The following is a 23,557-nucleotide window of genomic DNA, read 5'->3' as shown; positions in this document are numbered from 1 at the left end:
GGGTAGGTGATGGAAAAAAAACAAGTTCGTCCCGCCTCGGCGCATAAGAAAAGCGCTTTTCAAGCGTATTGGTCGAAAAGAGGAAGCAAACTTGGCTATGCATCGGGATGGAGCCGAGGGTATCACCTTGGGCGAAGCCAGGCGATTGTGAAGAAGCTGGCTGCCTCCGCCGGACTTCAATCGATACGCGATCTTCATGTGCTGTTTGTGGTGGAGGCTTATGAAGGCGGGCAATTCCATGATCCGATCAACCAGGGGATCATCAAGGGACTGCAGGCGCAAGTGCGCAAAGTATCCGTCGCGAGTCCAGTGGACAATGTGGCCAAACAGGCCAAAGCTCTGCAGCCGGATTTGGTTATGGTCTTGAATGGCATATTCCATCTGCAGATCGAGCAGGTGAACGAAATTAGAATGAGCGGGATCAAGACTTGCGTCTGGATCACCGAAGACCCGTATTTCATTGATATCACCTTGCTCAAAGCTCCGCATTACGACTATGTATTCACCCATGAACTCGGCGCGCTTCCCTACTATCAGAAGGCGGGCTGTCAACAGGTGCACTATTTGCCTCTTGCCGTCAATGACGCCATGTTTCGTCCGAGACAGGTCAGCCCAAAGTATAACCGGGATATTTGCTTTATCGGGACGGCGTTTTGGAATCGGGTCCGTTTCTTCGACGCCATATCACCATACCTTTCCAAGAAAAAAACCTTTATCTCCGGTCTGCTCTGGAATCGCATGTCCCATTACAAAAAACTGGGCTCCAAAGTCAGTCTGGAACGCTGCATGAGCCCGGAGCAGACCTCAGCTTATTATAATGCTTCCAGCATCGTCATTAATCTGCACCGTTCCCATGAGGATAGTCAGCATAACCACAACCGGAACGGAATCAGAGCCCTGTCCATCAATCCTAGAACCTTCGATATTTGCGCATGCGGCGCGCTGCAGTTGACCGATTCGCGCGATGATCTGACGACCTTCTATACCCCCGGTCAGGAAATCGTCACGTATTCGTCTCCGGAGGAGCTGGTTTCCAAATGCGAGTATTATTTGAAGCATGAGGATGAACGCAGGGAAATCGCCCTCAGGGGGCTGCAAAGAACCATGAGCGAGCATACGTACACCAAGCGGTTGTCGAGGCTGCTTAGCATCATTTTCGGGTAGCATGTGATGAAATCAGGAAAGGAGAGAATGGATGATGGCGGTAAAACGTGTCAAAGGTTCATTACTCAGCCATGCGTCGAAAAGAGGCCGTTTGGCGGGCTACCGGCTGGGCTGGAGCCATGGGCTCCGTTACGGAAAGAGTGAAGCGGTAATCCGCTCCCAGCCGCCGCAGCACCTCCCCGTTCGCGATTTTTCCGTGCTGCTCGTCACGTCGGGTATGGGCTATCCGTTTTCGCCGATAGATCATGCGGTTACGAATGCCATGAAGAAGCAGGTTCGCAAGCTTCAGGTTTGCTCGCCGAAAGACGATATTGTTGCCGTTGCGGCTCAATTTCGGCCGACGCTGGTCATCGTCCTGCTTGGGACACATATGCCTGTAACGACGGTGGCCAGCTTGAAATTGCTCGGGATCAAAACGGCGATATGGTATTCGGACGATCCTTACTATACCGATACTACAAGGAATACGGCCATCTATTACGATTTCGTGTTCACGAATGAGCTTAGCTGCGTTGAGTTTTACCGGCAGGTCGGGTGCAGGCACGTGTACCATATGCCGCTGGCCGTCGATTTGAGCGCTTTTCGTCCTATGAAGCCGAAGCGGGGCTATTATAGCGATATATGCTTTATTGGAAGCGCGTATTGGTACCGGGTGGAATTTTTTAATAAAATCGCTCCGTACCTGATCAAGCAAGATGTCAAAATCTTTGGCTGGTGGTGGCAGAGACTAAGCCTGTATTCGCGTCTGGCCCGAAGCATTCGTACCGAGTGGCTGTCTCCAGAGGAAACGGCACGTTATTACAACGGAGCCAAAATCGTTATCAATCTGCATCGTTCCCCTGATGATGAAACCTTTAACAAAAACAGCTCGCGTGTAGCCGCGCTGTCCACCAATCCCCGCACATTCGAAATTTGCGGCACGGGCGCGTTTCAATTGACGGACGCCCGACTGGATCTGCCGTCTCATTACACACCGGGTCATGATTTAATCACCTACACGTCGGCAGAGGATTTAGTAAATAAGCTCAATTATTATTTAGAGCATGAGGAGGAGCGGAACCAAATCGCGTTGAATGGCTTGAAAAAAACGGTGCGTGATCACACGTTCGATCAGCGGGTCAGAGCTTTGCTCAGTATTCTTGCGGAAAGGCTTGTACTGTAGCAATTCATCCGGAATTGGGTGGAGGTAAAGGGCTGGGTCGGGAGGCCGGAGCATTGTTAAAAAGTAGTGACGTAGGCGAGCTGTAATGAATAGGCTATAGTAGGGCTAATGCCTATTCTTGTTTTGGAATGGAGGATGCAGGATGATTAACCAATCCCCCTCTGCCGACGAAAGCTGCAATCTATCCGTGAAGCTGCAATATCGGGATGTGCGGCGATTTATGGAGCAGCTGCAGTGGAGCGTCGACCATACAGCCACCTTAGTACGCGCTTATGCCGCTTTGATCAAATCGGCTCCCGATGAAGATGCCGTTATAGAATTGGACCGGATGATGCTTGAAGAGAAAGCGATCTTCTCGTTATTGAGTGCCATGTACATGGAGTTGAAGGGTGTGGAGCCGCAAGCCAGGCCCGAATCGTTCGATTCCCCCACATATGCCGATGGCTTGCTGCGCGCCGTTCAACTGGAGCGCGAAGCCGCCCGGCACTGCCGCGATACTTATTTGCTGACCCCGAGCCCGCGGGTCCGGGATTTATTCTTCTACGGATGGACCGTTAGCATGGACCATTCGACCGGATTAGTGCTAATGATGCAATAGTGGTTGCCAAAAATATAATTTATCTAGTATAATCGTACTGTAAAGGAAACTTTTGGAATGATTGTGACATAATTTCATATGGAAATAGGTCGGAAGCACCGCCAATCAGAGGGAACAACCCTGAGTTTGGGGTGCTTTTTTGCTGGAAATGTCCAGCTGTACAGTATGGCGGACATGCCAGCCGGTATATAGAAATAACGCGGGAGAGTGGATGGAATGAACAGAATCAAGAAGTTGGCTTTAAGTATGATCGTATCGGCTGTAGTGGTGCCGATTGCTTATCAGCACAATGCGAATGCCTCCGGGCTCCAGGATATAACCGATCATTGGGGAAGAACGCAGATTGAAGCTGCGGTCAAGGAAGGGTATGTCGACGGATATCCCGACGGCACGTTCCGTCCGGACCAGCAGGTGAGCCGGGCGGAATTCTTGAAGCTGGTGGTGGATGCGTTGAAGTTTGCGAAGAATGGACAAGCCGTGGAGTGGTACCAGCCTTATGTGGATGCCGCTGTGGCTAACGGCTTGCATGTCGCTGACGAGTTCCCTTCGGATAGACTGAATGATCCGATGACCCGCGAGGAGATGGCGCGTATTGCCGTACGGGCTACAGGGCAGGCCAATTACGATGCTAAGAAATGGATGTACCTGGCCACATCAAAAGGGATTATTACGGGGATGGACTCCAGCGGAACGTTAGGGCCGGAGCAGCCTACAACCCGTGCGCAGGCGGTTACGGTTATTCGGCGAATTATGAAAATTCGCGAAGGGGCGAGCTTGCCGACGGATAAGTATGCGGTGTCATCTGCGGAGGTGTATTGGCATAAGACGAATGTGTTTACTATGCTTCCGAGGTATTTTACTAAAGTTAGGAAAGATGAAAGGTTCCGGGATGAAATGCTAACTAGCTCAGCCTGGGATGGGAATGTTACTTGTTCAGTGGACCAGTATGTTGTCGTCGATATGGACGATCCTAACGATCCTAATCGTTCGCTTGTGCCGGGTGATTTAAAAGTTTTTGAACAAACTGGAACTCGTGAGATTTCCGGAAGTAATTATGTTCTAGTTTCTAAACAAACGACTCGTATTAAATATTTTCCTGCAAACACCCCTAAAATTGCAGGATGCTATATTGCAATTATTGATATGTTGTTCGATGATACTGGAAAACTTAAATCAGAGGGTCAAGCTTACCAAACAGCTCCGCTAGGTGCATATATAGAAAATACTAAAGAACAGAAATATTCAAACCGTATTAAGGGAGAAGAAGGGACTGAAGTAATAAAGACAACATACTCTTACGAGATATTGCCCAAAGCTCCTTTAACATCAAAAAACACATCCCCGGATATCTTCAGAATTGGTTTTTATGGAGTCGATGCGTTCAGCCCTAAAGTTGTTTACGATGGTATCATTAACAAAGAATTCAAAGATTAGGTGAACCATGAAAACAGTATTGTTACGAACATTTTTATTGGTGATGATGTTCACCTTCATCTATTGTATGAAAGCGGAAGCTTTTCCTGTAGGTGACTTGGACTATCCAAGTTCGAGTATTATCACATCTTATGAGGATAAGATATCAAAAGTGGCAGGATATTTAACTACTAATTCCACCTATAATTTTTCACCAATTACTGTAACGCCGAAAACACCTGGGAACATAATTAAAAGTGTAATAATGGTTAGGAAAGATGGTTCCGAATACGGAAAACTAAAAAATATAGGTGGCGATCAATGGAAAATTGATACAATTAATGGCATTAGCAAGCCAATAAATAGAGAAGCGACTCCATATAGCGGTTATTTCGAATGGTTTCGTGACCCAAACAAGTACACATGGATGTATGATATCCCAGGGCAAGAGCGTGTACACTATCGCTCTAGCAAACTAACAGATATTCCAATTTCCGGTATGATGAGGGTTCACGATCCGTTCGCCACAAGCGGTCCATTAGATTCCGAAAGTCATATTGCGGAAATTCATCATGAAACGAGTCTTGGAGTTACAAGTCTTGTACTTAATGAAAACACTAGTGTTTCAATACCGATTGAAAAAGCGTCAAATGTTCATGTCAATGATAATGAAATTGTTTACAGTGTTGAGCACATTAAGGACAGTGATATTCTTGAGCACACCATTCATGAAGATGATAAAGTAGATGTCGTAGCAGATTATGTGGATGTTGCCAATGACATTTTCAAATTTCATATAAGAGCTAAATTTGATAACAGTCGCTACGAAGTAATTTCAGATACTCCCACAGGTGGGCGAGTGATACGATGGTACGACGGATGGAAATTCACCTTTCGTGGTGAAGTGTACTTCGTTCCCGAGCTGTACATCGAAGCCGAAGAAGGCCCGCCACCCGATCAACCCGATCTTTCCGTTGAATCAATTGTTATGAACGGCTGCCCCGAAGTCGGAACGGAAGCTATGTTCACTTACACCATATGGAATAAAGACGCAGCAACGACAAAAGACTTCAAAGTACAGATTCGCGTTGACGGCACAGAAATAGCAACTCATACCTTCACAGGAGGATTAGGAGCAAATACCAAGAAAACCGGCACGGTACGGTATACGTTCCCTTCGGCTGGGGAGAAGACATTCTCCGTATTCGTAGACAGCAACAATGATGTTCTGGAATCGAATGAAGCTAACTCTTCGAATGTGCTGCTCCAGACGTTCAAGGCTTGCGATCCGGACGAACCACCCCCACGGCCGCCCGATCTCAAGATCAAGGGAGATTTTCGCATTGCGAAATCAACCATTTATTTTACAGAATCCAATACTATGGTACCGGAGGGAATTGACGTAACAGGAGGGAACGGCTGTACTTATGTTTCTCACTCCTTTAGCTTTGCACAGGGAAGCAATCGTTTTTATCCGAATGATACTTTAAGTCCAGCAGATAAAGTGTATTTTTTAGATTATGATTCTGGCTTTAAAACGTATGGTGGAGGGATAGGCAAGGGAACCGTTTCCGTGAAAATGAAAATCAACACTTCCTGCGGAGTTTCCGAGGAGGTTGGGCCCAAGACGTTTCAGATCATTGACGATCCCAATAACAAGCCGCCGTACCTAGAAATTGCATGGTATTACAACGGGATAGAAACAGATACAGTAACGGAAGGGGCCGTTGTAGAGCTAAGAGTCAAGAAAGAAGAAGATCCGGATAACGAGCGAGTAACACGGTTATGGTATTTTGATCAAAGTACGGATTGGGTTCGAAATTTGCCATCTGCCTATGGGTTTAAAGCACCTTATGATAAAAAAAGCTATAGCAATATAACAGCAAACATTCAAGGTACACATAAAGTTTGCGCTATCGCTCAAGATGAAAAAGGAAGCGTTTCCAATAAGGCTTGTGCCTTCCTGGATGTCATTGGACCGAATCCGATCCCTGTAATCAGCGGGGCAACATCGGTAAAAGTGAATCGACCGTTAAATCCGACATTGGATGCATTGAAAAGTTTCTCACCTGTTCCAGGTAGAACGATCGATCATGTCCGTGACGAATGGAGCAGCACGGCCCTATGGAGCGATGGGACCACTTCTTCATGGGGAGGATTTAGCAATTCCTTTCCCAAAGATGGCCAAGTGACCGTTTCCCTTCATGTTTTTGATAATACGGGACTTAAATCCGTCGCTCCAGATACGCACGTTATTACGGTAATACCGGATGAGCCGCCAGTGATTGAGTTTGAATATTTAAGTGTTATGACACGTTCGGCGCAGACGTTCCGTAACGCTTCTTACAGTCCAGATGGCGACGGAATTGAAATGTACCGAGCAACCGTAGGTTATGAATGGAGCAATAACGGAGTCTTTAATATTTATGAGTCCGAGGTTTCTACCAGCAACAACGGATTTATATTTAATCCGACTCGCGTAGGAAAATATCATTTTAGGGTTTATGCAAAAGAACCGCAAGTTTACGGCAAAGACGCGTATAAAGATTACACAGTCGAGGTAATTAACGATAGTCCGGAAGTTACGTTTACCGTAACAGGGGAAGCATCCGAACCGAGTCCGGTCAATGTTGCGGGATTCAATCCGAGCGATTTAGCGAATGGTTGGACGAATACAAGCTTGGATAAATCCTGGATGTTTAATTCATGGAGTGTAGGGCCGAACAATACGTTGGTAAGCAGCAAGAGGGCACCTGTAAAAAACTTTCCAGGGAGTGCGTTACCCAACTTCTACTCCGTACCTTTAGGCGATGCCAATATGAAGCTTCAAGGTAAAAAAATGTTGTGGCTTCCAAGGGGGCCATTCGGCTATATAACTCCACAAGATGGTGTTGACGGCCAATTTATTGCTTCACTCGGAAATGAGATTTTTATTGTAGCTGATGTTGGTGACACTTTGTACCTGGCAAGTCCAAGCTTTGCTCCCAAGCTTATTACAACTAATAACGGGAGTGTATATATCAATAAGGCGACACAAGAACTAATGGTTGTCAAACGATCTAACAGTTACTCTGACCGTTATAGTGAAATTTGGGAGAAGTACGATCTGGCAAAACTGAAAGAAGCCGTCGTTGTTAAGACAGGAAGCGGTACACGATCTGTTGAATATCGGGCAGGAGGAAAATATTACGTTGCCTCGGGCACGAGAGGAGCATGGTCGGACGGAACCCTTCCGGGAGGTTTTTCACGAATTCCGTTTAGAGATGATTTTAAGGAAATCAATTTTACAACAAGAACGATTAAATCATACACGGAAGCAGATAAAATAAACCCTTATAGTGTCATATCTTATGATACGATTCCAGCTCTTCCGCAACAGAACAGAGAACGAAGCAATGTATATAACTTGGAATGGTATCCTGAATTGGTATCCGATGTTCTTTTTGCACCGACCGATGATGGTGATACTTACCCTTCTTATAACAATAACTACTCCATGGATGCGAAAGGGAACTATTACTTTTATACGAGGTTGAACGGGAATCCGACTCTGTTGAAATTGGATTCGTTTACGGGTATCCCTACATTTGCAGGTACTCTTAATTCGAGAGTAACGTATGCAAAATTCGTGTCCATATCGGAAGACGGTCATATTGCAGGGTTTGATTTAGGTAGTGAAACGATTTATATCGACTTACGGACAGGAAATGAAACCGGAGCTGGATCAAAGCATTTGGTTGGATACGATTCAGATTCCTACCAAAACGGTTACGGCTATAAAATGGTTAGCGAACCCACCACCTATTATGATGAAGATTGTGGTTGTACCTTGCCTACAACTCAAAATGTCATGAGACTGCATGAGCTATCCTATAATAATCGTGTATGGGACAGCAGTTTTGACCGAAATAAATCGAACGTAACGGTTGTTTCTGAGAACCAGTACTTTGATGGCGAGTATTTGTATCGATACAACCCGAGCGAGGATCAGCCAGCAGCTTCCAACGAGCCGTTCACGTTCGGCCAGCTCATTAATACGTCTTCGCAGCAAATTACGAACGGGACGATTCTTTGGAGCATGAAAACCCGTTTGGATCAGGTGAATATGACGGCAGGGATGGCCTTTAGAATCCAGAACTATCAAAACATGTACCGACTGGAATCGAACAAGCGGAAGCTCAATTTGGTGAAAATCGTTAATGGCCGCAAAACCATTCTATCAACGGTCAACCGATCGGCAGCTGTAGACACATGGGTTTCATACCGGATCAAGATAACCGGTTCCAATATGAAAGTATATGAGAATAACAGTTTGATTATGGACGAATGGGATGATACGTTCTCGTGGGGAACGATGGGTCCATTCTCCACGGCCGACAGCAGCCAATTTAAAGGCATGTCTTTCCAATGGAGCAATGCAGACAACAGCTATGCAACGCCAGGAACGGCCATCGTTGATACGAGTGTGAAATACGATCCAACGTATAACGACCAACCGGAAAATGACCCGCGCTTAGATATTCGAACGCAGTGGAGCTATCAGCACGTCGATACGACGAAGTTTTTGGACTATGGGGATGGAAAATCCGGTTTGTCTTCGCTTCACGGCCGAATCATTACATCGCCAGCACTCACATTCGATAAAGTCGGCGTGTACAAGATCGATTACCGCGTGCCGGACGATCCGCACCAGGATCACCGTATCGCGAACGGTGACTTGATGTTTGAAGGATATTCCAAATATTCGGATTGGTATTCGCAATACTTGATCGTTCACCGTAGACCGATTTCGCTATTTAACATCTGGCAGGATGGGAGCCGAATGGTATTATGGTCCGACTCCAGTTATGATCCGGATCGTTGCTACAACTCTGGAAACTGCCAAAATCAATCGGACTACCCCACAAGTCACGGGATATACAAGAAAAAGTTTTACTACATCACGCCTAGCGGCAGCCGCGTAGACGGCAAGCTGATCCGGCCAACCGAGTCCGGAACGTATGTTGTAGCTATGGCCGTGGCCGACGAATATAATGCTTGGAGCGATTGGTACGAGCAAACGATCGATATTTGTAACGGATGTCAAGCAGCACCAAACAACCCGCCGGGGGTTTGGCTGACATTTCCTGGCGGCGACTATAACAACCCGAGTCCGGTTAGTCTGCAGCCGACGATTTACTGGAATCAATGGGACCCCGATCCGGGAACCGTGTACGAAACGTTTGATTTGAACATTAAAGAAGAATGGGGCGCTTGCGTCGAATGCGTAACGAATAATTTCATGGGAACAACGGCGGGCAGCTGGGCATGGACCATGGATGTTCAACTTACCGAAGGACGGAAGTATAGCGCTCAAGTACGGATTAACGATGGAGAAGCATGGTCGGGATGGAGTAATATCGGATGGATGATGACGAACAGCCCTCCTGTGGCGTATATGAGCTATCCTTGGGGTACACAAGACAATCCAACGATAGTGAATACGAGACAACCAACGCTTACCTGGACGCAAAGTGATCCGGATGCCGGCGGCTGGCTCGATTACTTCCAAATCCTTATTATCAATGAGGCCAATAATAATACGATTTACGACAGCGGCAAGGTGTGGCAGCATACGCAATCAACCAACGGCAGCATAACGGTCCCGTGGGATCTTCCTACAGGTCAGAAAATGCGGGTACGCGTCAAGGTATGGGACCAATACGGTGCTGAATCCAGCTGGTCGCCTGATGCTTGGATGATGATAAACCGCCCGCCGGTTGCTGATTTTGACTGGACGCCGAAGCCGGCATTTGAAGGGGATACCGTATATTTACTTAATCAGTCGACAGATCCGGACGGGGATCCGTTAACTTATGAATGGCAAATCAAGGGTCCGGCTTACGACGTGGTTCAACATACATGGGATACTTCCATCCCGTCTACGGTGACGGATAACCATCCCGGCGATTATATTGTTTCGTTGAAAGTGACCGATATCCACGGAGCTACAAGTCAAGTGGAAAAGATCGTACGTGTCGGAGACCTGCAGCTAAGAGGATTCGTCAAGCATACCGGTCAATGGGATGATAACCGGAAAAGCTACAATATGCGAAAATCCGGCGATCCGGAACGGCCGCGTCCGTACGATATGTTCTGGTCGGGAGAAGCTTTTGTATTGGAAGCATTGACTAACGAGCCTGCCGCGGCAGTCCAGGTTCATATGTCTTACACCGAGCTGGATCAAGAGCTAACTTCCAACACGACGCACACGATTTGGAGCGGGCAGATGCATCGGGATGATTTCGAAACGCTGCCGGACCAATCGTATTCATTCCGTTTTCATGCCACTTGGCCCAATGGACATATAGAGTCGGTTATTCCGGTCATTACGGTTCGGGATCCATGGACTGATTTTGCAACGAGCGTTAGAAAAGAATAGCATGCGTCGTGCGTAACCCAGATGGGAGATTTTGTCGCTACACACTGGAAGCTGCGATTCCCGTTGCGCAGGAATGATGGTATCATTCAGGTAGGCGATCATCAGCAAGAAGCGTACAAGCTCTATTAGTGCGAGCCGTCTATCTTGCGGCCTTAGACTACTAGAAGAGAGGATATCCATGTCTTTACGCACATTGAAGCTGCTGGCCATCATTTTGCCAACGCTTATTATCGGCGGTTTTGAATATATCCGTCATGAGTTTTTGCTGGATGAGCTCTCGATGGAGGCGGGCAACGTCTATATTACCGTGCTTACCTTGTTTCTTTCTTATTTGTTCGCCTCTTGGATGTTCCGCAGCATACGCCGCACGAACGAGCGGCTGGCCGCAGAGCAATCGAAACGAGCCGTATACGAAGAGCGGGAGCGAATGGCGCAGGAGCTGCACGATAATATTGCGCAAATCTTGTTTTTCCTGAACGTTCAGCTGAAAAAAGGCCAAATTCAGGAAGCCCGCTCCGCCGTTTCCGAGATCGATCATCACCTCCGGCAGGCGATTTTCAACTTGAGAACGGCGCCGGAGGAGGGGGCTACTTTTGGAACCCGATTGTCCACTTGGCTTGATGAATGGAGCGGGATCACTGGCATTGCAGTCGAACAAAAGGTGGACGAATTCCAGCAGTCCGTCGCCCCCGCGGAGGAAGTGAAGCTGTTCGCCATAATCCGCGAGGCGTTCACGAACATTCGCAAGCATTCCCAAGCGGATCATGCATCGATAGAGCTCCAGCTTATTAACGGGGCGGGAACGGACTGGGTACTGCGGATTTCCGATAACGGGATAGGCTTTGATCCGAGCATGATAGGGGGCACTAATCGTTACGGAATGACCTTTATGCGCAAGCACGCCGCCGAGATGGGGGCAGCCTTAACTATCCAGAATTTGAGCCAAGGAGGAACGGAGCTGATTGTATCCGGTCCGGTAAAAAGGAGCGAGCCGCAATGAATTACAGAGTGTTGATAGCCGATGATCATCCGCTGGCCCGAAGGGCGGTCCGAACGCTTCTCGAGGGCGAAGAAGGCTTTGAGATCATTGGCGAAGCGGATAACGGAGAGCAAGCATTCGCCAAATGCCGCGAGATGTCCCCGGACCTGGTGCTTATGGATATTCAAATGCCTGGAATGACGGGACTGGAGGCGACGAGGAAAATCAAACAGCTGCATCCTCATATCAAAATTGTCATGTTGACCGTGTCGGACGACGTAGCCGACTTGTTCACGGCCATTCAGAACGGAGCACAAGGGTATCTTCTTAAAAATATGGACCCTGACGACTGGATCGACTACCTGCGCGGGCTTCTGGACGATAACAGCGACATTGCGCGCCAGATGGCGGACAGGCTCTTTCATCAGTTCCGTTCCGTACCTGCGCAGGCGGTCGAAGAAACGAAACCTCACGTCTTATCTGCTCGGGAAGGAGAAATTCTGACATGTGTCGCGAGCGGGCAGAGCAACCGGCAAATCGCGGAGCAGCTGATGATAACCGAGAACACGGTCAAAAATCATATTAAGAACATATTATCCAAGCTGTCGCTGGACAACCGGGTGCAGCTAACAGCTTATGCAATCCGTCACGGCTTGACACAGTATAGTCAAAAACAAGGGCGCAAATAGCCCGATAGAGTCATATTCATCCCACCCTCTGTGTTGTACATTAAGTAAGTAGTTTTTCAAGCATGAAGTTGAGGGGATGAATGAACAAATGAAAAAAATCAACATGTTCCTTATGATCGGGTTGCTGCTATCCATGCTCGGAGGAGGACTGGCAAGCGCTCACGTTACCGTGCAGCCTGCAGAAGCTGTACAAGGCTCGTATGAAAAATTCGCCGTCCGCGTACCATCGGAAAAAGAGGCGCCGACGGTCAAAGTGGAAGTGAAATTTGCTGTCGACTCCGTATCGATCAGCCGATTCGAACCGAAGCCGGGCTGGAAGTATGAGATTGCGAAGGATGCCAGCGGCAAAATTACAGGCGTAACCTGGACGGCAACCGGTGATGGGATTAGTGCAACGGAATTTATGGAATTTTATATGCAAGGGAAAGTAGCGGACAACGCTACCAGCATCAATTGGAAAGCTTATCAAACGTACAAAGACGGCTCGGTCGTTGAATGGGTAGGGGCAGAAGGCTCGGATAAACCGGCTTCCGTAACCAAAGTCAAAGCGAAGCCAGCAGGCGCGGGCCAAGACAGCCATGGCAACACGACGTCAACGCCTGCACAAGGTGCTGCGGGTGCCGGGCACGACAGCCAGCCTGCTGCAGCTCCTGCCGCATCGCAAGCACCGTTGTACTTGTCTATCGCGGCACTAGTATTGGGATTGATCTCTTTTGTCATCTCGCTGTCCAAAAGAAAATCCAGCCGCTAAAAAGCAGCGCCTGATTTCAAAAATCGGAACCCGGAGATAAGGGTTCCGATTTTTTTGGCGTTCAATGGACGAATGATCATCCGCTTCCCATAAACTAAGTAAAACGGCGTGTCTGTTCTCATAAAAATGAAGGCAAATGGGGAAGCTTGGTATAAACGAAACATCAATCCAACCCATGGAGGTATGAGTATATGCGCGGCAAGCTCAGGAAGGGGAAACTGCTCGTTACTCTCTGTATTTGTTTGCTGTTGTTATTATCCTTCAGCACCAACGTATTAGGCTTCGGAAAGAATTCCCAAGGACCTGACGTATTCGTCGTACAAGGGATGCTGAAGACGCTAGGGTATTTTCCGGGTACGATAACGGGGTATTACGGAGCGGAAACGGAGCAGAGTGTAAGAACGTTCCAGAAATCTTATGGCTTGCCGGTGACCGGTGCCGTTGACGACCGGACGCTTCAATCAATTATATGGGCGTATAGCAATCGGAAGCTTCCGAAGAAGCCGGCTCCTGCACCTGCTCCTGATCGGAAACCGGCCCCAGCTCCCTCACCTGGTCCGGCGCCGAAACCGACTCCGCCTCCGACAGCGGATTTTCTCTCCCCTGAAGAGAAGCAAATGATCGATCTCGTGAATGAAGCCCGTCAGCAGGAGGGTGTTCCCCCATTAACAGTTGACCTCGAGCTGTCCAAGTCGGCGAAGCTCAAAAGTCAGGACATGGTGGACAAAAACTATTTCTCGCACGATTCTCCAACGTACGGATCGCCGTTCGACATGATGAAGCGGCTCGGTATCAGCTATTCGACGGCAGGGGAGAACATCGCCTGCAATCAAGCGACGGACACAGCGCATAGTGCGCTGATGGAATCTCCGGGGCACCGCTCCAACATTCTGAGCGAAGACTTTACCCATATCGGCATCGGCATTGTGGATGGGGGAGCTTGCGGCAAGATGGTTACCCAGCAGTTTATCGGGAAGTAACCAACCACGCTGTTTAAACAAAGTCGAGTGTCCATTGGACCTTAGGTCCATCCCGACACTCGCAGCATAACCTCCAGGCTGCCTCCATCATCTAGGGGCTCTGGAGGTTTATTTTGATTTGGAAGGGAATGCTTTTATGCCTCCAGCCCGTTACCTTATCGACCCCGAGGGAAAAATCGGGTATGATAGTAACAAACAAGCGCAGCAAAGGAGAAACGTTGAAGTATGGCTTCCAAAATGATCAAAGAGTTTAAAGAATTCGCAATGAAAGGGAACATGATCGATCTGGCGATCGGTGTTATCATCGGCGGAGCGTTCAGTAAAGTCGTTACCTCTATTGTGAGTGACCTTGTTATGCCTCCGATAGGCCTTTTGCTTAACCGGGTCAATTTCTCGGATTTGTTCTTCAGCTTAGATGGAAAAAGCTACGATTCCTTGGCGGCAGCTAAGGCTGCTGGGGCACCGACACTTAATTTTGGATTGTTTTTCAGTACGATGATCGATTTCCTTATCTTATCATTCGTTATTTTTATTACCGTCAAGCAGATCAACCGCCTGCGTAAAAAGCAGGAGGACAAGCCTGATCCGAAGAAGGAAACGAAGGAATGCCCGGAATGTCTATCCGATATTCCTAAGCAGGCGGTCCGCTGCAAATTTTGCACAGCTTACGTTGAACCGGCAGCGAATCTGGAATCTCCACGCACGATGAACTAAGGACTTACCGAATAAAAAGATGAAAAACCGCTGAGTCAGCGGTTTTTTTTCATATAAATGATTTCAGGCTGCTGCCACGCCATCTTTTCGTATCCGTGACGAAATCAATAATAGAAGCTTGGCCAACTCTTAGTTCGTCATAGGCGAACCGGCAGTGCGGGAGCGGAACGTAAAATATTTATGACCGAAATAATTGCTGATCGTATACAGCCCGCTGCCGACCAAAATAGCGGCATTGTGAACCCAAACGGGTTTCACATGCGGAAGCATCCGCAAAACAACCTGTCCCAACCAATTACTTACCCCGTACGACACGCCGTAACAGCATAAAATAACGAGCATAAACTTCCACCAGCTGTTTTTGACGCTTACCTCCGAACGGAAGGTGAATTTCTTGTTCAACACATAGCTTACGATGGCCCCTATCGTGTTGCCCAAGAAGGTCGCCGGCCAATAACCGAGATCGAGCAGGTTAAATAACAAGAAGCTTGTTCCCAAACCGACCAGCGTGTTGAATACGCCGACCAGCAGGAATCTTACAAAGCTGTGCTGAAGCAGCTTAATCATAACGTCCCCCAATGGAAATGGCGGCCTCCGCCGCGGATTGCTGGTACTCTCTTTTTCCGACATCGGTCAGCATCTGTTTCTCAATGACATAGAGCGGACGCCGCTTGACTTCTTTATATATTTTACCGATGTATTCGCCGATCAGACCAAGCGCCAGCAGCTGCACGCCGCCGATGAACCAGATCGATAAGATGAGGGAGGTCCACCCGGATACCGTAGTCCCCCAGAACTTGCCGACGAGCGCGTAGATAAACGCAAGCGCACTTAACACAGCAAAGCCGAATCCCGTAAGCGTAACAAACCGGATCGGCTTGACGCTGAATGACGTGATGCCTTCGAGGGCGAAGGCGAGCATTTTTTTAAGTGGATACTTCGACTCTCCCGCAAATCGTTCCAGACGATCGTAATACACTTCCGTGGAGGGGAATCCGATCAACGGAACGATGCCCCGCAAAAACAAGTTCACTTCCTTGAATTGCTCCAAAGACTGCAGCGCTCTCTTGCTCAATAAGCGATAGTCGGCGTGGTTATAGCGAATATTGACGCCCATTTTGGTCATCAGCTTGTAGAAGCCTTGGGCGGTCGCCCGTTTGGACCACGTATCCGTCGCTCTGCTTTTTCTCACTCCGTATACGACATCATAGCCTTCACGAAAGCGGACGACAAATTCGCGCATCACCCCGGTATCGTCCTGCAGGTCCGCATCAATCGAAATGACACAGTCCGAATATGCTTCAGCGGTCATTAAACCGGCGAGCAGAGCGTTCTGATGCCCGGCATTGGCAGCTAGTTTGAGCCCGGTTACATACGGATTGGAGATATGAAATTGCTCAATCAACGCCCAGGTGCGGTCGCGGCTCCCGTCATCGACGAACAATATAGTGCTTGCGGAAGAAACTAGCCGGTCTTGAACGAGTTCGTTTAATACGCGGCTTAACCTGGTCTCCGTCTCCGGCAGCACTTCTTCTTCATTATAGCATGGGACAACAATCGTCAATACCGGATTCTCCAAAATAGGAATAACCTCCGTTCCTGAATTTCCATCGAGTCGAAATGTTTCTAAGCATAGGAATGTTGTTTATAGTATTTAAACATATAATTCGTTATTTATTTATATATTTACAAAAAATTAACACCCATTCGGCTATGTAATCCGTCTATCATAGTACATATAAAGAGAGGATGGGGTGGAGAGATTGGGTTTAGAAGTTCGATTGACGAAAAAAATCATGCTTACGATAGCAATCCTGCTGATCATAAGCCGCGCACTCACTTTATTTACAGGCTACATAGGAATGAATTTATTTAACCATTATAACAACATGCCGACCTATGAGAGAAGCGAATTCGATTTTTTGCCGGCCTGGAAGCTCCAGCAGCCTGAAGCATTGGAGGAAACGCAGCTGCCGACCCTCACGGATTTTCTGAAATTCGATACGTATTCTTATCTGAGAATCGCTACTCAAGGCTATGACAAGGTGCGAATCGACGAACCGCATACCGCTGCGAATTGGGTGTTTTTCCCGCTGTATCCTTTGCTGATATTTATTACCGGCAAGCTGCTGCCGTTCCTGGAACCGATTGCCGTCGGTATGCTGCTGTCCAATTTATTCTTGTATGCAGCGCTGTTATTTATATATCTCATCGGCAGACAGAGAGGGCTGACAGAGCAGCAGGCCGGGGCGGTTGTTTTTCTGGTTCTGCTATACCCTTCATCCGTCTACTTATCGGTTGCTTATACGGAGAGCTTGTTTCTGATGCTGTCCGCGATATCGATTTATTGTGCGACGAGCAGGCAGTATGCTTTGGCCTTCCTAGCGGCGGGATTGTCTACCGTGACCCGGGTTCCCGGCGTGATGAATCTGGCATTCGTAGCGGGAGCCGTCTGTCTCGACCAAGGCTTTCGGTTTACCCGAACCTATGTCAAATGCGCGGCTTACGGTGTCCTTTCTTTAGTGCCGATGGGCTTGTATTTGCTGCATATGTATCAAATCACGGGAGATTTTCTGGCGCCGTTCCATGAGCAGAGCCTGAACTGGTTCCGGCATACGACCGCTCCCTTTAAAAATTACATAGGGTACTTGTCCAACCCTTACTTTGCCACGCCGGACGGGTGGGATAACGGATTTATCGCATTTGCGGTATCGACTCTCGTGTTTCTTGTATATATTGCTTACATTGTGGTTCATTTCAAAACGATATGCCGCGACTGGAAGCAGCTTTTGCTGTACTTGTACGGCGCGATGCTGATTGTGATTCCGTTCTCCAGCCAGCCATATTTCTTGGTCAGCGTGGTCCGGTATATGATGGTCTGCATTCCTTTTTACATTTATTTGGTAAGCCTTACGTCTAAAAGCGAGAACGGCTTCAGGCTGTTCCAGCTGTTTTTTATGATTGTTAACGTCATCATTACTATCGGTTTTTTCAACGGATATTATTTCGTTATTTAACTTTAGCCCTAGCAGATGGAGTCAAGGAATAGATTGCAGGCTTTGTCTGGCTTCCTTCCAGGTAATATATTAAAATATGAGGAGGAAGACCTGTCAAGGTCTGCTCTGCTATCTTTTTAAGCAGCTAACTTCATGAAGCGAGGCAGGGTCAATACATATGAACCTTTTAAGAGATTCCCAGTTATCGTTGCTTTGGACAGCGCGTATCGATTATGCCAAGGGCAGCAAGGTAGAGTCTCATTTACATACCGACTATGATCAGCTGCTGGTCGTTCTTTCCGGAAAAGGCAAAGTAACTATAGGACAGCAGTGCTGCGAAATGAAAGAAGGAGCCGCTTACTTGTTCTTGAAAGGGGTTTCACATTGTTTTCAATTTTCAAGCCCTTCGGTAACGCTGGATTTCAAATTCCGAATTGAGGATCCGAAGATCGTCGATTGCCTGTCCGCTGTTCCGTCGCATTGCGCTTGTGCAGGAAGCTATTTGCCGGAGCTGAAACAGTACTACAAAATGTCGCTGCTGCATGCAAGAAAGCCCGGTACGCTGCACCCGCTCACTATCGAATCGGGCTTTAAAGGAACTTTGGTGTCCATGATGACCAGAGCGGGAGCCGAACAACAGGATACATTCCAAACGATGCCGCCGCACGACGACAATGACCCGATTGTCCATTACATGAAGAGCCATTTTGCCGATAAAATCACGCTGGATCTGCTGGCGCGTCACTTTGGCTTTAATCCGAACTATCTGATCAAACGGTTTCACGATAAGACCGGGATGACGCCGATCCAGTATTTGCAGGAAATCCGCTTGGAGAAGGCAAAGGAATACCTTGAATTCACCGCGCTGCCGATATCGGAAATTGCAGAGAAAGTGGGCTGGACGCAGGCTTATTTCTCTAAAATATTGAAGAAACGAATCGGGCAATCTCCTTCCCAGTACAGGGAATCGCTGCTTAATGCCATCGGGAAGGACATTAATCTGGAGCAGGACTTTTCCAACGTATGGCGTATCGTGACTTATGACAGAAACTGAATAATGACAATAAACAAATGAAGTTTTTCCATACCGATGCCAGAGCTCATCCTATATAATTTTTTTATGGGTCGAACACATAAGGAGGAGCTATCATATGGTTAAAAAAATGTCCGTGCCGCCGATGCAGCTGGTTGATTCCGATGGAGAAGGGACGCAGCTGTGCGCCGTTGTTGAAGAGGTGGGAAGCATCTCACTGCAAAGAGCACTTATACCCGAGCCGGCGGAAGGGGAAGTCAGGGTTAAAGTCAAATGGGTGGGCATATGCGGGAGCGATGTGGAAGTGTTTCGCGGCGCCCGAGAGCCGGAATTTATTAGTTATCCGACGAGACTTGGCCATGAAGTGGCCGGAGTCATAGATAAAGTGGGACCGAACGTCATCGGTTTGCAGGTGGGTGATCATGTCGCCCTTCGCTATATATGGGGAGCTTTCGCCGAGTATGTATGCTGCACTCCGTTCTCCGTGAAGGTGCTTCCCAAAGAGCTGCCGTTAATCGAAGGATCGCTGATCGAGGTGCTTCCGGGCATCATTCATGCAGCGGAGCTTGCGGAAATTTCCCCTCACAAAAACGTGCTTATAACAGGACAAGGGGTCAGCGGCTTGATCATGACGCAAATCGTCAGCCTGTACAGTCCGCGTAACCTGATCGTGACGGATCTGTTCGACGAGAAGCTGGAGCTTGCGCGCAAATACGGAGCAACCCATACGTATAAAATGCCGTCACCAGATGCGAATACGATGGATGTCGTCGGAAGCGACTTTCCCGAAGGGTTCGACGTCGTGATCCCGTGCCTGCTGGAAGGCGACGGCATGGTGGACGCGATTAACGCGGCTGGGCAGAACGGCCGGATTGTGATGTACGGTTGTATCGGCACATGCCACAAGCCGGTGGATTTCTTCAAAGTCCATAAAAAACGTTTGGACATTTATTCTACGGAACCGAAGCGGGATATCGACAACCGGCGCTATTTCGATCAAGGGCTGCAATTGGTTCTGGACGGGCTGGTGAACACCGCCGAGATGATTACGCACGTGGTCAAGCTGAAGGATATTGCCGAAGCTTTCAAGCTCCGCAACGAGCATAAAGGCGATACGATTCATGTGATGATCGATTGCGAAGCGTAAGCAGGGGCAAGGACCTCAAGCTTGAGTGCTGAACGAACAGGACAAAGGAGTGAGTACAGCTACATGATCAGATTTGCAGCGAAGGACAAATTCGAGCTGTTCGACAAGGAGTGGATTGTCCGCCATGCGGATGCATCCTTGAAGGCGAAGCCGGTCCATATCACCGATGCAGTCGCCCGTATGAGCGAGGGCGGCATTCACGATTTTTATTCCAACGGCGACTATTGGTGGCCTAATCCTGAAACGCAGGACGGCTTACCGTATATTCGACGCGACGGAGAGAGCAACCCGAACAATTTTGACAGCCACCGTCTTACCTTAAGAAGCATGAGAACTCATGTAGCTAATTTGGCGGCAGCATACCAGTGTACAGGCAGCGAGGCTTATGCGGCCAAGGCGGTGCGTTTCTTGAAAGAGTTTTTCCTGGATGAGGAAACCCTTATGAACCCGCATCTGCTCTATGCTCAAGCGATACCGGGAATTACCCCAGGACGTGGCATCGGCATTATCGACACGCTGCATTTGGTGGACGTTCCATTTGCTGCAGAAGCCTTAAAAGCTTCCCCATCGATGACAGAGGAAATTTACGACGGGCTGAAGCGCTGGTTCGCAGAATACTTGAGCTGGATGAGCACGCACAAAAATGGGATCGAGGAAATGAACGCCGACAACAACCATTCGGTGTGCTGGTTCGTTCAAGCGGCTGCCTTCGCCTGGTTTACAGGCAATGAGGATATGCTGCAATTTTGCAGGCAGCGGTATAAAGAAGTGCTGCTTCCTGAGCAGATGGCTGCAGACGGCAGCTTCCCGCGGGAGCTGGCACGGACCAAGCCTTATGGATACGCGATCTTCGTGCTCGATAACATGGCTGCGCTGTGCTATATTTTATCGACACCCGAAGATAACCTGTGGCAATTCGAGCTGGCGGACGGCCGCGGCATTCGCAAGGGGTTATCCTACCTGTACCCGTATATGAACGACAAAAGCAGCTGGCCTTACCCGCCGGATGTGGAGCACTTCGATGGCTGGCCTGCAAAGGTGCCTTCCTTGCTGTTCGCGGGATTGGCCTATGGTGAGAATGCGTACATTGAGCTGTGGAAGCGACTTGATCCGGATCCGACCGATATGGAGGTTCGCCGTAATATCGGGATTCGTCAGCCGATTTTGTTTGTGTGAGAGGCCTTCGTATCTGGTATAATGGCTAGACGGAAAGGGGGCAATGCAGATGCACATTCGAGTGTTGGGATCGGCAGACGCCGAGGTGTACCGGGAGGTTAGGCTTCGGGCATTAAAGGAGCATTCGGAAGCGTTTCTGGCCGATTACGAAACCGAGCTGCAGAAGCCGATAGAGGTGTTTAGGCAAAATCTCGCCCCGGCTGAAGGGAAGTTCACTCTAGGCTGCTTCTCGGATTCGAAGCAATTAGTCGGGATTGTTACCTTGGTTCGTGAAACGAAACCGAAGATCGAGCATAAAGCCAATATTTACGCGATGTACGTCGCCCCCGAGGCGCGCGGTCAGCAAGTGGGCCGATCCTTGCTCAACGAGCTGCTGCAGCGGGCCAAGTCGTTCGATGGATTGGAATTGATAAAGCTGACGGTCGTCTCCAATAATGGTGCTGCCAAGCGGCTCTATGCATCGTTAGGCTTTACCGTCTATGGCACCGAAGCTCGTGCGGTAAAAGTGAATGGCACTTATTTGGATGAGGACATGATGATCCTCACCTTATGAAAATGATAAAAGGCATCCGGCTTGTACGCCGGGTGCCTTTTTGCATAGGCTAAAGAGCCGTTTCCCTGATCAACGCCCATTTTTTCCAGCTACTGCACCATTATATAGTGCCCTTCATAAACTAACTTTGACTGTATCCCTACACCTTGTAATGATACAAAAACCCGGGCAAGGAGGGGTGACACTTTGAAGGGCAGCGACCACAAAAGTAAATTTTTGCTAACCAATCGTGAACGCGAAGTTTTCGAACTGTTGGTGCAGGACAAAACTACCAAGGATATAGCACAACAGCTGTTTATCAGCGAGAAAACGGTGCGTAACCATATTTCCAACGTCATGCAAAAACTGAATGTGAAAGGTCGTTCACAAGCAGTTGTCGAGCTGATCAAGCTTGGGGAATTAACCATCTGATCGGCTAGTCAATCCCGCTTTGCGCAGTCCACCTAGTTTAGCTCTCTTATGCGCTTTCCTTAGGGAAAGTGGCTGGAGGGCTCTTTGGTTTGGGGGGGGGTATTTATGGATTTATAGGGTATCTCGAGTTGTAAAGAGAGGACGTAAGGTGTGACACTTTGAAGGGCAGCGACCATAAAAGTAAATTTTTGCTAACCGATCGTGAACGCGAAGACTGTTGGTGTAGGACAAAACTACCAAGGATATAGCACAACAGCTGTTTATAAGCGAGAAACCGGTACGTAACCATACTTCCAACGTCATGCAAAAACTGAATGTGATAGGTTATTTACACCGCAGTTATCGAAGTGATCAAGCTTGGAGAACTAACTATCTGATTGCACCATAAACCATTTGTATTTGAATCAGTACTCACTCATTTTGGAAAAGCTCTTCAACTACTTCTATATTCTCACGGATTGTATGGAATATATAGTTCCGTTCCGGCTCTTTCTTGTGATCTTCTTCCATTAAACCCTTCCCAAGCTGCCTTGGAGTTTTCATAATCGTTCACCTCGGACATATCATCAGTGGTACATTACAAATTGATTTAAATAATCCTTAATAATTTTATCCCATTTCATAATTTATCACCCATTTAGCTTTTATACTTAGTGAGTACTGTTCTAAAACTCAACCTCAGTACATATAGGCTTGTGGTAATATTAAATATAACTGCCACACAGATTGTTTAGAATGTACCGCAGAAGGAGACCATATCGTGGCCCCATATACAATGCCTGTAATAACAGAACCCTATCATGATAGTCCCGGATGGCTTGATAAACCGAGAACTCAAAAGCACTTTGTTACTCTAACTTCATTAAGCAACGAAGAAGATGTTGAACTGTTTTTGACGCTATTGCTTGGATATAACCGTATAGATGCTGAATTATCGTTTGAGGCTGCATTTGATACACTGTTCTTGGAAGATGGAATAGCAATATCTGGCGGTATTGCTTTTTTTGAGAACGAGCAAATTTATATTCTTCCTAGCTGCTGCTGTGGTCTCGAGGGCATATTTGAAATGTATGAGAACGTAGTAAATAAGCAAAGTCCCTGGCTAGGACATGATCCTGATCCTTGGATAGAGTATAAAGAGAACAATACTTTGGTATGGTCGGATTCTGCCGGCTCCATGGAGAGAATGATCACTATTCCATATTCTCATGAAGAATTAGTACAGTGCATTCAAAAATCTATGAGCGATCTTATGGCATTCATAGACATTCCTTTGTACCAATGGCTTAGTAATCGTAACCCGAGAGTTGGAGATGAAATGAGGAAAAGGATGAAATATTGGTTGGGTTTTGCTGATATGTAGCCGGTCC

At 47.9% G+C, this 23,557-nt stretch carries 19 protein-coding genes and 1 pseudogene; 18 read left to right on the top strand and 2 right to left on the bottom strand.

All coding sequences use genetic code 11. The features are described from left to right. The first annotated feature begins 9 nt into the window (after positions 1 to 9). From DVH26_RS27720 to mscL, 10 genes are all read left to right on the top strand, one after another. Complete coding sequence (locus DVH26_RS27720) at positions 10 to 1,164, top strand: CgeB family protein (RefSeq protein ID WP_239627761.1); 1,155 nt, start codon at positions 10 to 12, stop codon at positions 1,162 to 1,164. Between the two features lie 31 nt (positions 1,165 to 1,195). Continuing rightward, on the top strand, positions 1,196 to 2,326 hold the full coding sequence (locus DVH26_RS27715; protein ID WP_239627758.1) for a CgeB family protein: 1,131 nt from the start codon (positions 1,196 to 1,198) through the stop codon (positions 2,324 to 2,326). Between the two features lie 142 nt (positions 2,327 to 2,468). Then, the gene (locus tag DVH26_RS27710) at positions 2,469 to 2,924 is read left to right on the top strand and encodes a ferritin-like domain-containing protein (RefSeq protein ID WP_239627757.1); all 456 of its coding nucleotides are present in this window, start codon (positions 2,469 to 2,471) and stop codon (positions 2,922 to 2,924) included. 216 nt (positions 2,925 to 3,140) lie between these two features. Beyond that, on the top strand, positions 3,141 to 4,358 hold the full coding sequence (locus DVH26_RS27705; protein WP_239627755.1) for an S-layer homology domain-containing protein: 1,218 nt from the start codon (positions 3,141 to 3,143) through the stop codon (positions 4,356 to 4,358). Positions 4,359 to 4,365: 7 nt separating this feature from the next. Beyond that, on the top strand, positions 4,366 to 10,758 hold the full coding sequence (locus DVH26_RS27700; RefSeq protein ID WP_239627752.1) for a CARDB domain-containing protein: 6,393 nt from the start codon (positions 4,366 to 4,368) through the stop codon (positions 10,756 to 10,758). 178 nt (positions 10,759 to 10,936) lie between these two features. Next, the gene (locus DVH26_RS27695; protein WP_239627750.1) at positions 10,937 to 11,758 is read left to right on the top strand and encodes a sensor histidine kinase; all 822 of its coding nucleotides are present in this window, start codon (positions 10,937 to 10,939) and stop codon (positions 11,756 to 11,758) included. Then, positions 11,755 to 12,426, top strand: coding sequence for a response regulator (locus DVH26_RS27690; protein ID WP_239627748.1), 672 nt, complete (start codon positions 11,755 to 11,757; stop codon positions 12,424 to 12,426). Before DVH26_RS27695 ends, DVH26_RS27690 begins: the two co-directional genes overlap by 4 nt. Before the next feature lie 88 nt (positions 12,427 to 12,514). Continuing rightward, on the top strand, positions 12,515 to 13,177 hold the full coding sequence (locus DVH26_RS27685) for a YcnI family copper-binding membrane protein (RefSeq protein ID WP_239627746.1): 663 nt from the start codon (positions 12,515 to 12,517) through the stop codon (positions 13,175 to 13,177). A gap of 191 nt (positions 13,178 to 13,368) precedes the next feature. Next, positions 13,369 to 14,157, top strand: coding sequence for a CAP domain-containing protein (locus DVH26_RS27680; RefSeq protein WP_239627744.1), 789 nt, complete (start codon positions 13,369 to 13,371; stop codon positions 14,155 to 14,157). Positions 14,158 to 14,394: 237 nt separating this feature from the next. Further along, a complete protein-coding gene (gene mscL, locus DVH26_RS27675; protein ID WP_239635504.1) occupies positions 14,395 to 14,871 on the top strand; it encodes a large conductance mechanosensitive channel protein MscL in 477 nt (158 codons plus the stop codon). A gap of 129 nt (positions 14,872 to 15,000) precedes the next feature. Here mscL and DVH26_RS27670 read toward each other — a convergent pair whose 3' ends face one another. Continuing rightward, positions 15,001 to 15,438 carry a GtrA family protein gene (locus tag DVH26_RS27670; RefSeq protein ID WP_239627740.1) on the bottom strand — a complete coding sequence of 146 codons (438 nt, stop codon included), beginning with the start codon at positions 15,436 to 15,438 and terminating at the stop codon, positions 15,001 to 15,003. After that, positions 15,431 to 16,450, bottom strand: a complete 1,020-nt coding sequence (locus tag DVH26_RS27665; RefSeq protein ID WP_239627737.1) for a glycosyltransferase family 2 protein — start codon at positions 16,448 to 16,450, stop codon at positions 15,431 to 15,433. The genes DVH26_RS27670 and DVH26_RS27665 overlap by 8 nt, the downstream gene beginning before the upstream one ends. A 184-nt stretch (positions 16,451 to 16,634) precedes the next feature. Between DVH26_RS27665 and DVH26_RS27660 the strand changes: the two genes are divergently transcribed. The 8 genes and pseudogenes from DVH26_RS27660 (at position 16,635) to DVH26_RS27625 (ending at position 23,550) form a co-directional block, all read left to right on the top strand. Next, a complete protein-coding gene (locus DVH26_RS27660; RefSeq protein WP_239627734.1) occupies positions 16,635 to 17,888 on the top strand; it encodes a mannosyltransferase family protein in 1,254 nt (417 codons plus the stop codon). Positions 17,889 to 18,045: 157 nt separating this feature from the next. Then, the gene (locus DVH26_RS27655) at positions 18,046 to 18,921 is read left to right on the top strand and encodes an AraC family transcriptional regulator (protein WP_239627731.1); all 876 of its coding nucleotides are present in this window, start codon (positions 18,046 to 18,048) and stop codon (positions 18,919 to 18,921) included. A 97-nt stretch (positions 18,922 to 19,018) separates the two neighbouring features. Beyond that, positions 19,019 to 20,047, top strand: coding sequence for a zinc-dependent alcohol dehydrogenase (locus DVH26_RS27650; protein WP_239627729.1), 1,029 nt, complete (start codon positions 19,019 to 19,021; stop codon positions 20,045 to 20,047). A gap of 63 nt (positions 20,048 to 20,110) precedes the next feature. Next, entirely contained in the window at positions 20,111 to 21,223 is a 1,113-nt protein-coding gene (locus DVH26_RS27645) for an alginate lyase family protein (RefSeq protein ID WP_239627726.1), read from the top strand. 49 nt (positions 21,224 to 21,272) lie between these two features. Then, a complete protein-coding gene (locus DVH26_RS27640; RefSeq protein WP_239627724.1) occupies positions 21,273 to 21,776 on the top strand; it encodes a GNAT family N-acetyltransferase in 504 nt (167 codons plus the stop codon). Positions 21,777 to 21,962: 186 nt separating this feature from the next. After that, positions 21,963 to 22,187, top strand: coding sequence for a helix-turn-helix domain-containing protein (locus DVH26_RS27635; RefSeq protein WP_028547616.1), 225 nt, complete (start codon positions 21,963 to 21,965; stop codon positions 22,185 to 22,187). 158 nt (positions 22,188 to 22,345) lie between these two features. After that, positions 22,346 to 22,564 (top strand): annotated as a pseudogene (locus DVH26_RS27630) (LuxR C-terminal-related transcriptional regulator). 383 nt (positions 22,565 to 22,947) lie between these two features. Continuing rightward, a complete protein-coding gene (locus DVH26_RS27625) occupies positions 22,948 to 23,550 on the top strand; it encodes a hypothetical protein (protein ID WP_239627721.1) in 603 nt (200 codons plus the stop codon). Positions 23,551 to 23,557: the final 7 nt, after the last annotated feature.

Origin of the sequence: Paenibacillus sp. H1-7, from assembly GCF_022354825.1 — a bacterium.
In the GTDB taxonomy this organism is placed as follows: domain Bacteria; phylum Bacillota; class Bacilli; order Paenibacillales; family NBRC-103111; genus Paenibacillus_S.
This window is presented reverse-complemented; position numbering and strand designations above follow the sequence as displayed.

Excerpts from the sequence above, each read along its gene's own strand:
- DVH26_RS27645 (WP_239627726.1), top strand. The coding sequence starts at position 20,111 with ATGATCAGATTTGCAGCGAAGGACAAATTCGAGCTGTTCGACAAGGAG.
- DVH26_RS27685 (WP_239627746.1), top strand. The coding sequence starts at position 12,515 with ATGAAAAAAATCAACATGTTCCTTATGATCGGGTTGCTGCTATCCATG.
- mscL (WP_239635504.1), top strand. The coding sequence starts at position 14,395 with ATGATCAAAGAGTTTAAAGAATTCGCAATGAAAGGGAACATGATCGAT.
- DVH26_RS27695 (WP_239627750.1), top strand. The coding sequence starts at position 10,937 with ATGTCTTTACGCACATTGAAGCTGCTGGCCATCATTTTGCCAACGCTT.
- DVH26_RS27640 (WP_239627724.1), top strand. The coding sequence starts at position 21,273 with ATGCACATTCGAGTGTTGGGATCGGCAGACGCCGAGGTGTACCGGGAG.
- DVH26_RS27690 (WP_239627748.1), top strand. The coding sequence starts at position 11,755 with ATGAATTACAGAGTGTTGATAGCCGATGATCATCCGCTGGCCCGAAGG.
- DVH26_RS27705 (WP_239627755.1), top strand. The coding sequence starts at position 3,141 with ATGAACAGAATCAAGAAGTTGGCTTTAAGTATGATCGTATCGGCTGTA.
- DVH26_RS27720 (WP_239627761.1), top strand. The coding sequence starts at position 10 with ATGGAAAAAAAACAAGTTCGTCCCGCCTCGGCGCATAAGAAAAGCGCT.
- DVH26_RS27680 (WP_239627744.1), top strand. The coding sequence starts at position 13,369 with ATGCGCGGCAAGCTCAGGAAGGGGAAACTGCTCGTTACTCTCTGTATT.
- DVH26_RS27670 (WP_239627740.1), bottom strand. The coding sequence starts at position 15,438 with ATGATTAAGCTGCTTCAGCACAGCTTTGTAAGATTCCTGCTGGTCGGC.
- DVH26_RS27650 (WP_239627729.1), top strand. The coding sequence starts at position 19,019 with ATGGTTAAAAAAATGTCCGTGCCGCCGATGCAGCTGGTTGATTCCGAT.
- DVH26_RS27700 (WP_239627752.1), top strand. The coding sequence starts at position 4,366 with ATGAAAACAGTATTGTTACGAACATTTTTATTGGTGATGATGTTCACC.
- DVH26_RS27655 (WP_239627731.1), top strand. The coding sequence starts at position 18,046 with ATGAACCTTTTAAGAGATTCCCAGTTATCGTTGCTTTGGACAGCGCGT.
- DVH26_RS27715 (WP_239627758.1), top strand. The coding sequence starts at position 1,196 with ATGATGGCGGTAAAACGTGTCAAAGGTTCATTACTCAGCCATGCGTCG.
- DVH26_RS27710 (WP_239627757.1), top strand. The coding sequence starts at position 2,469 with ATGATTAACCAATCCCCCTCTGCCGACGAAAGCTGCAATCTATCCGTG.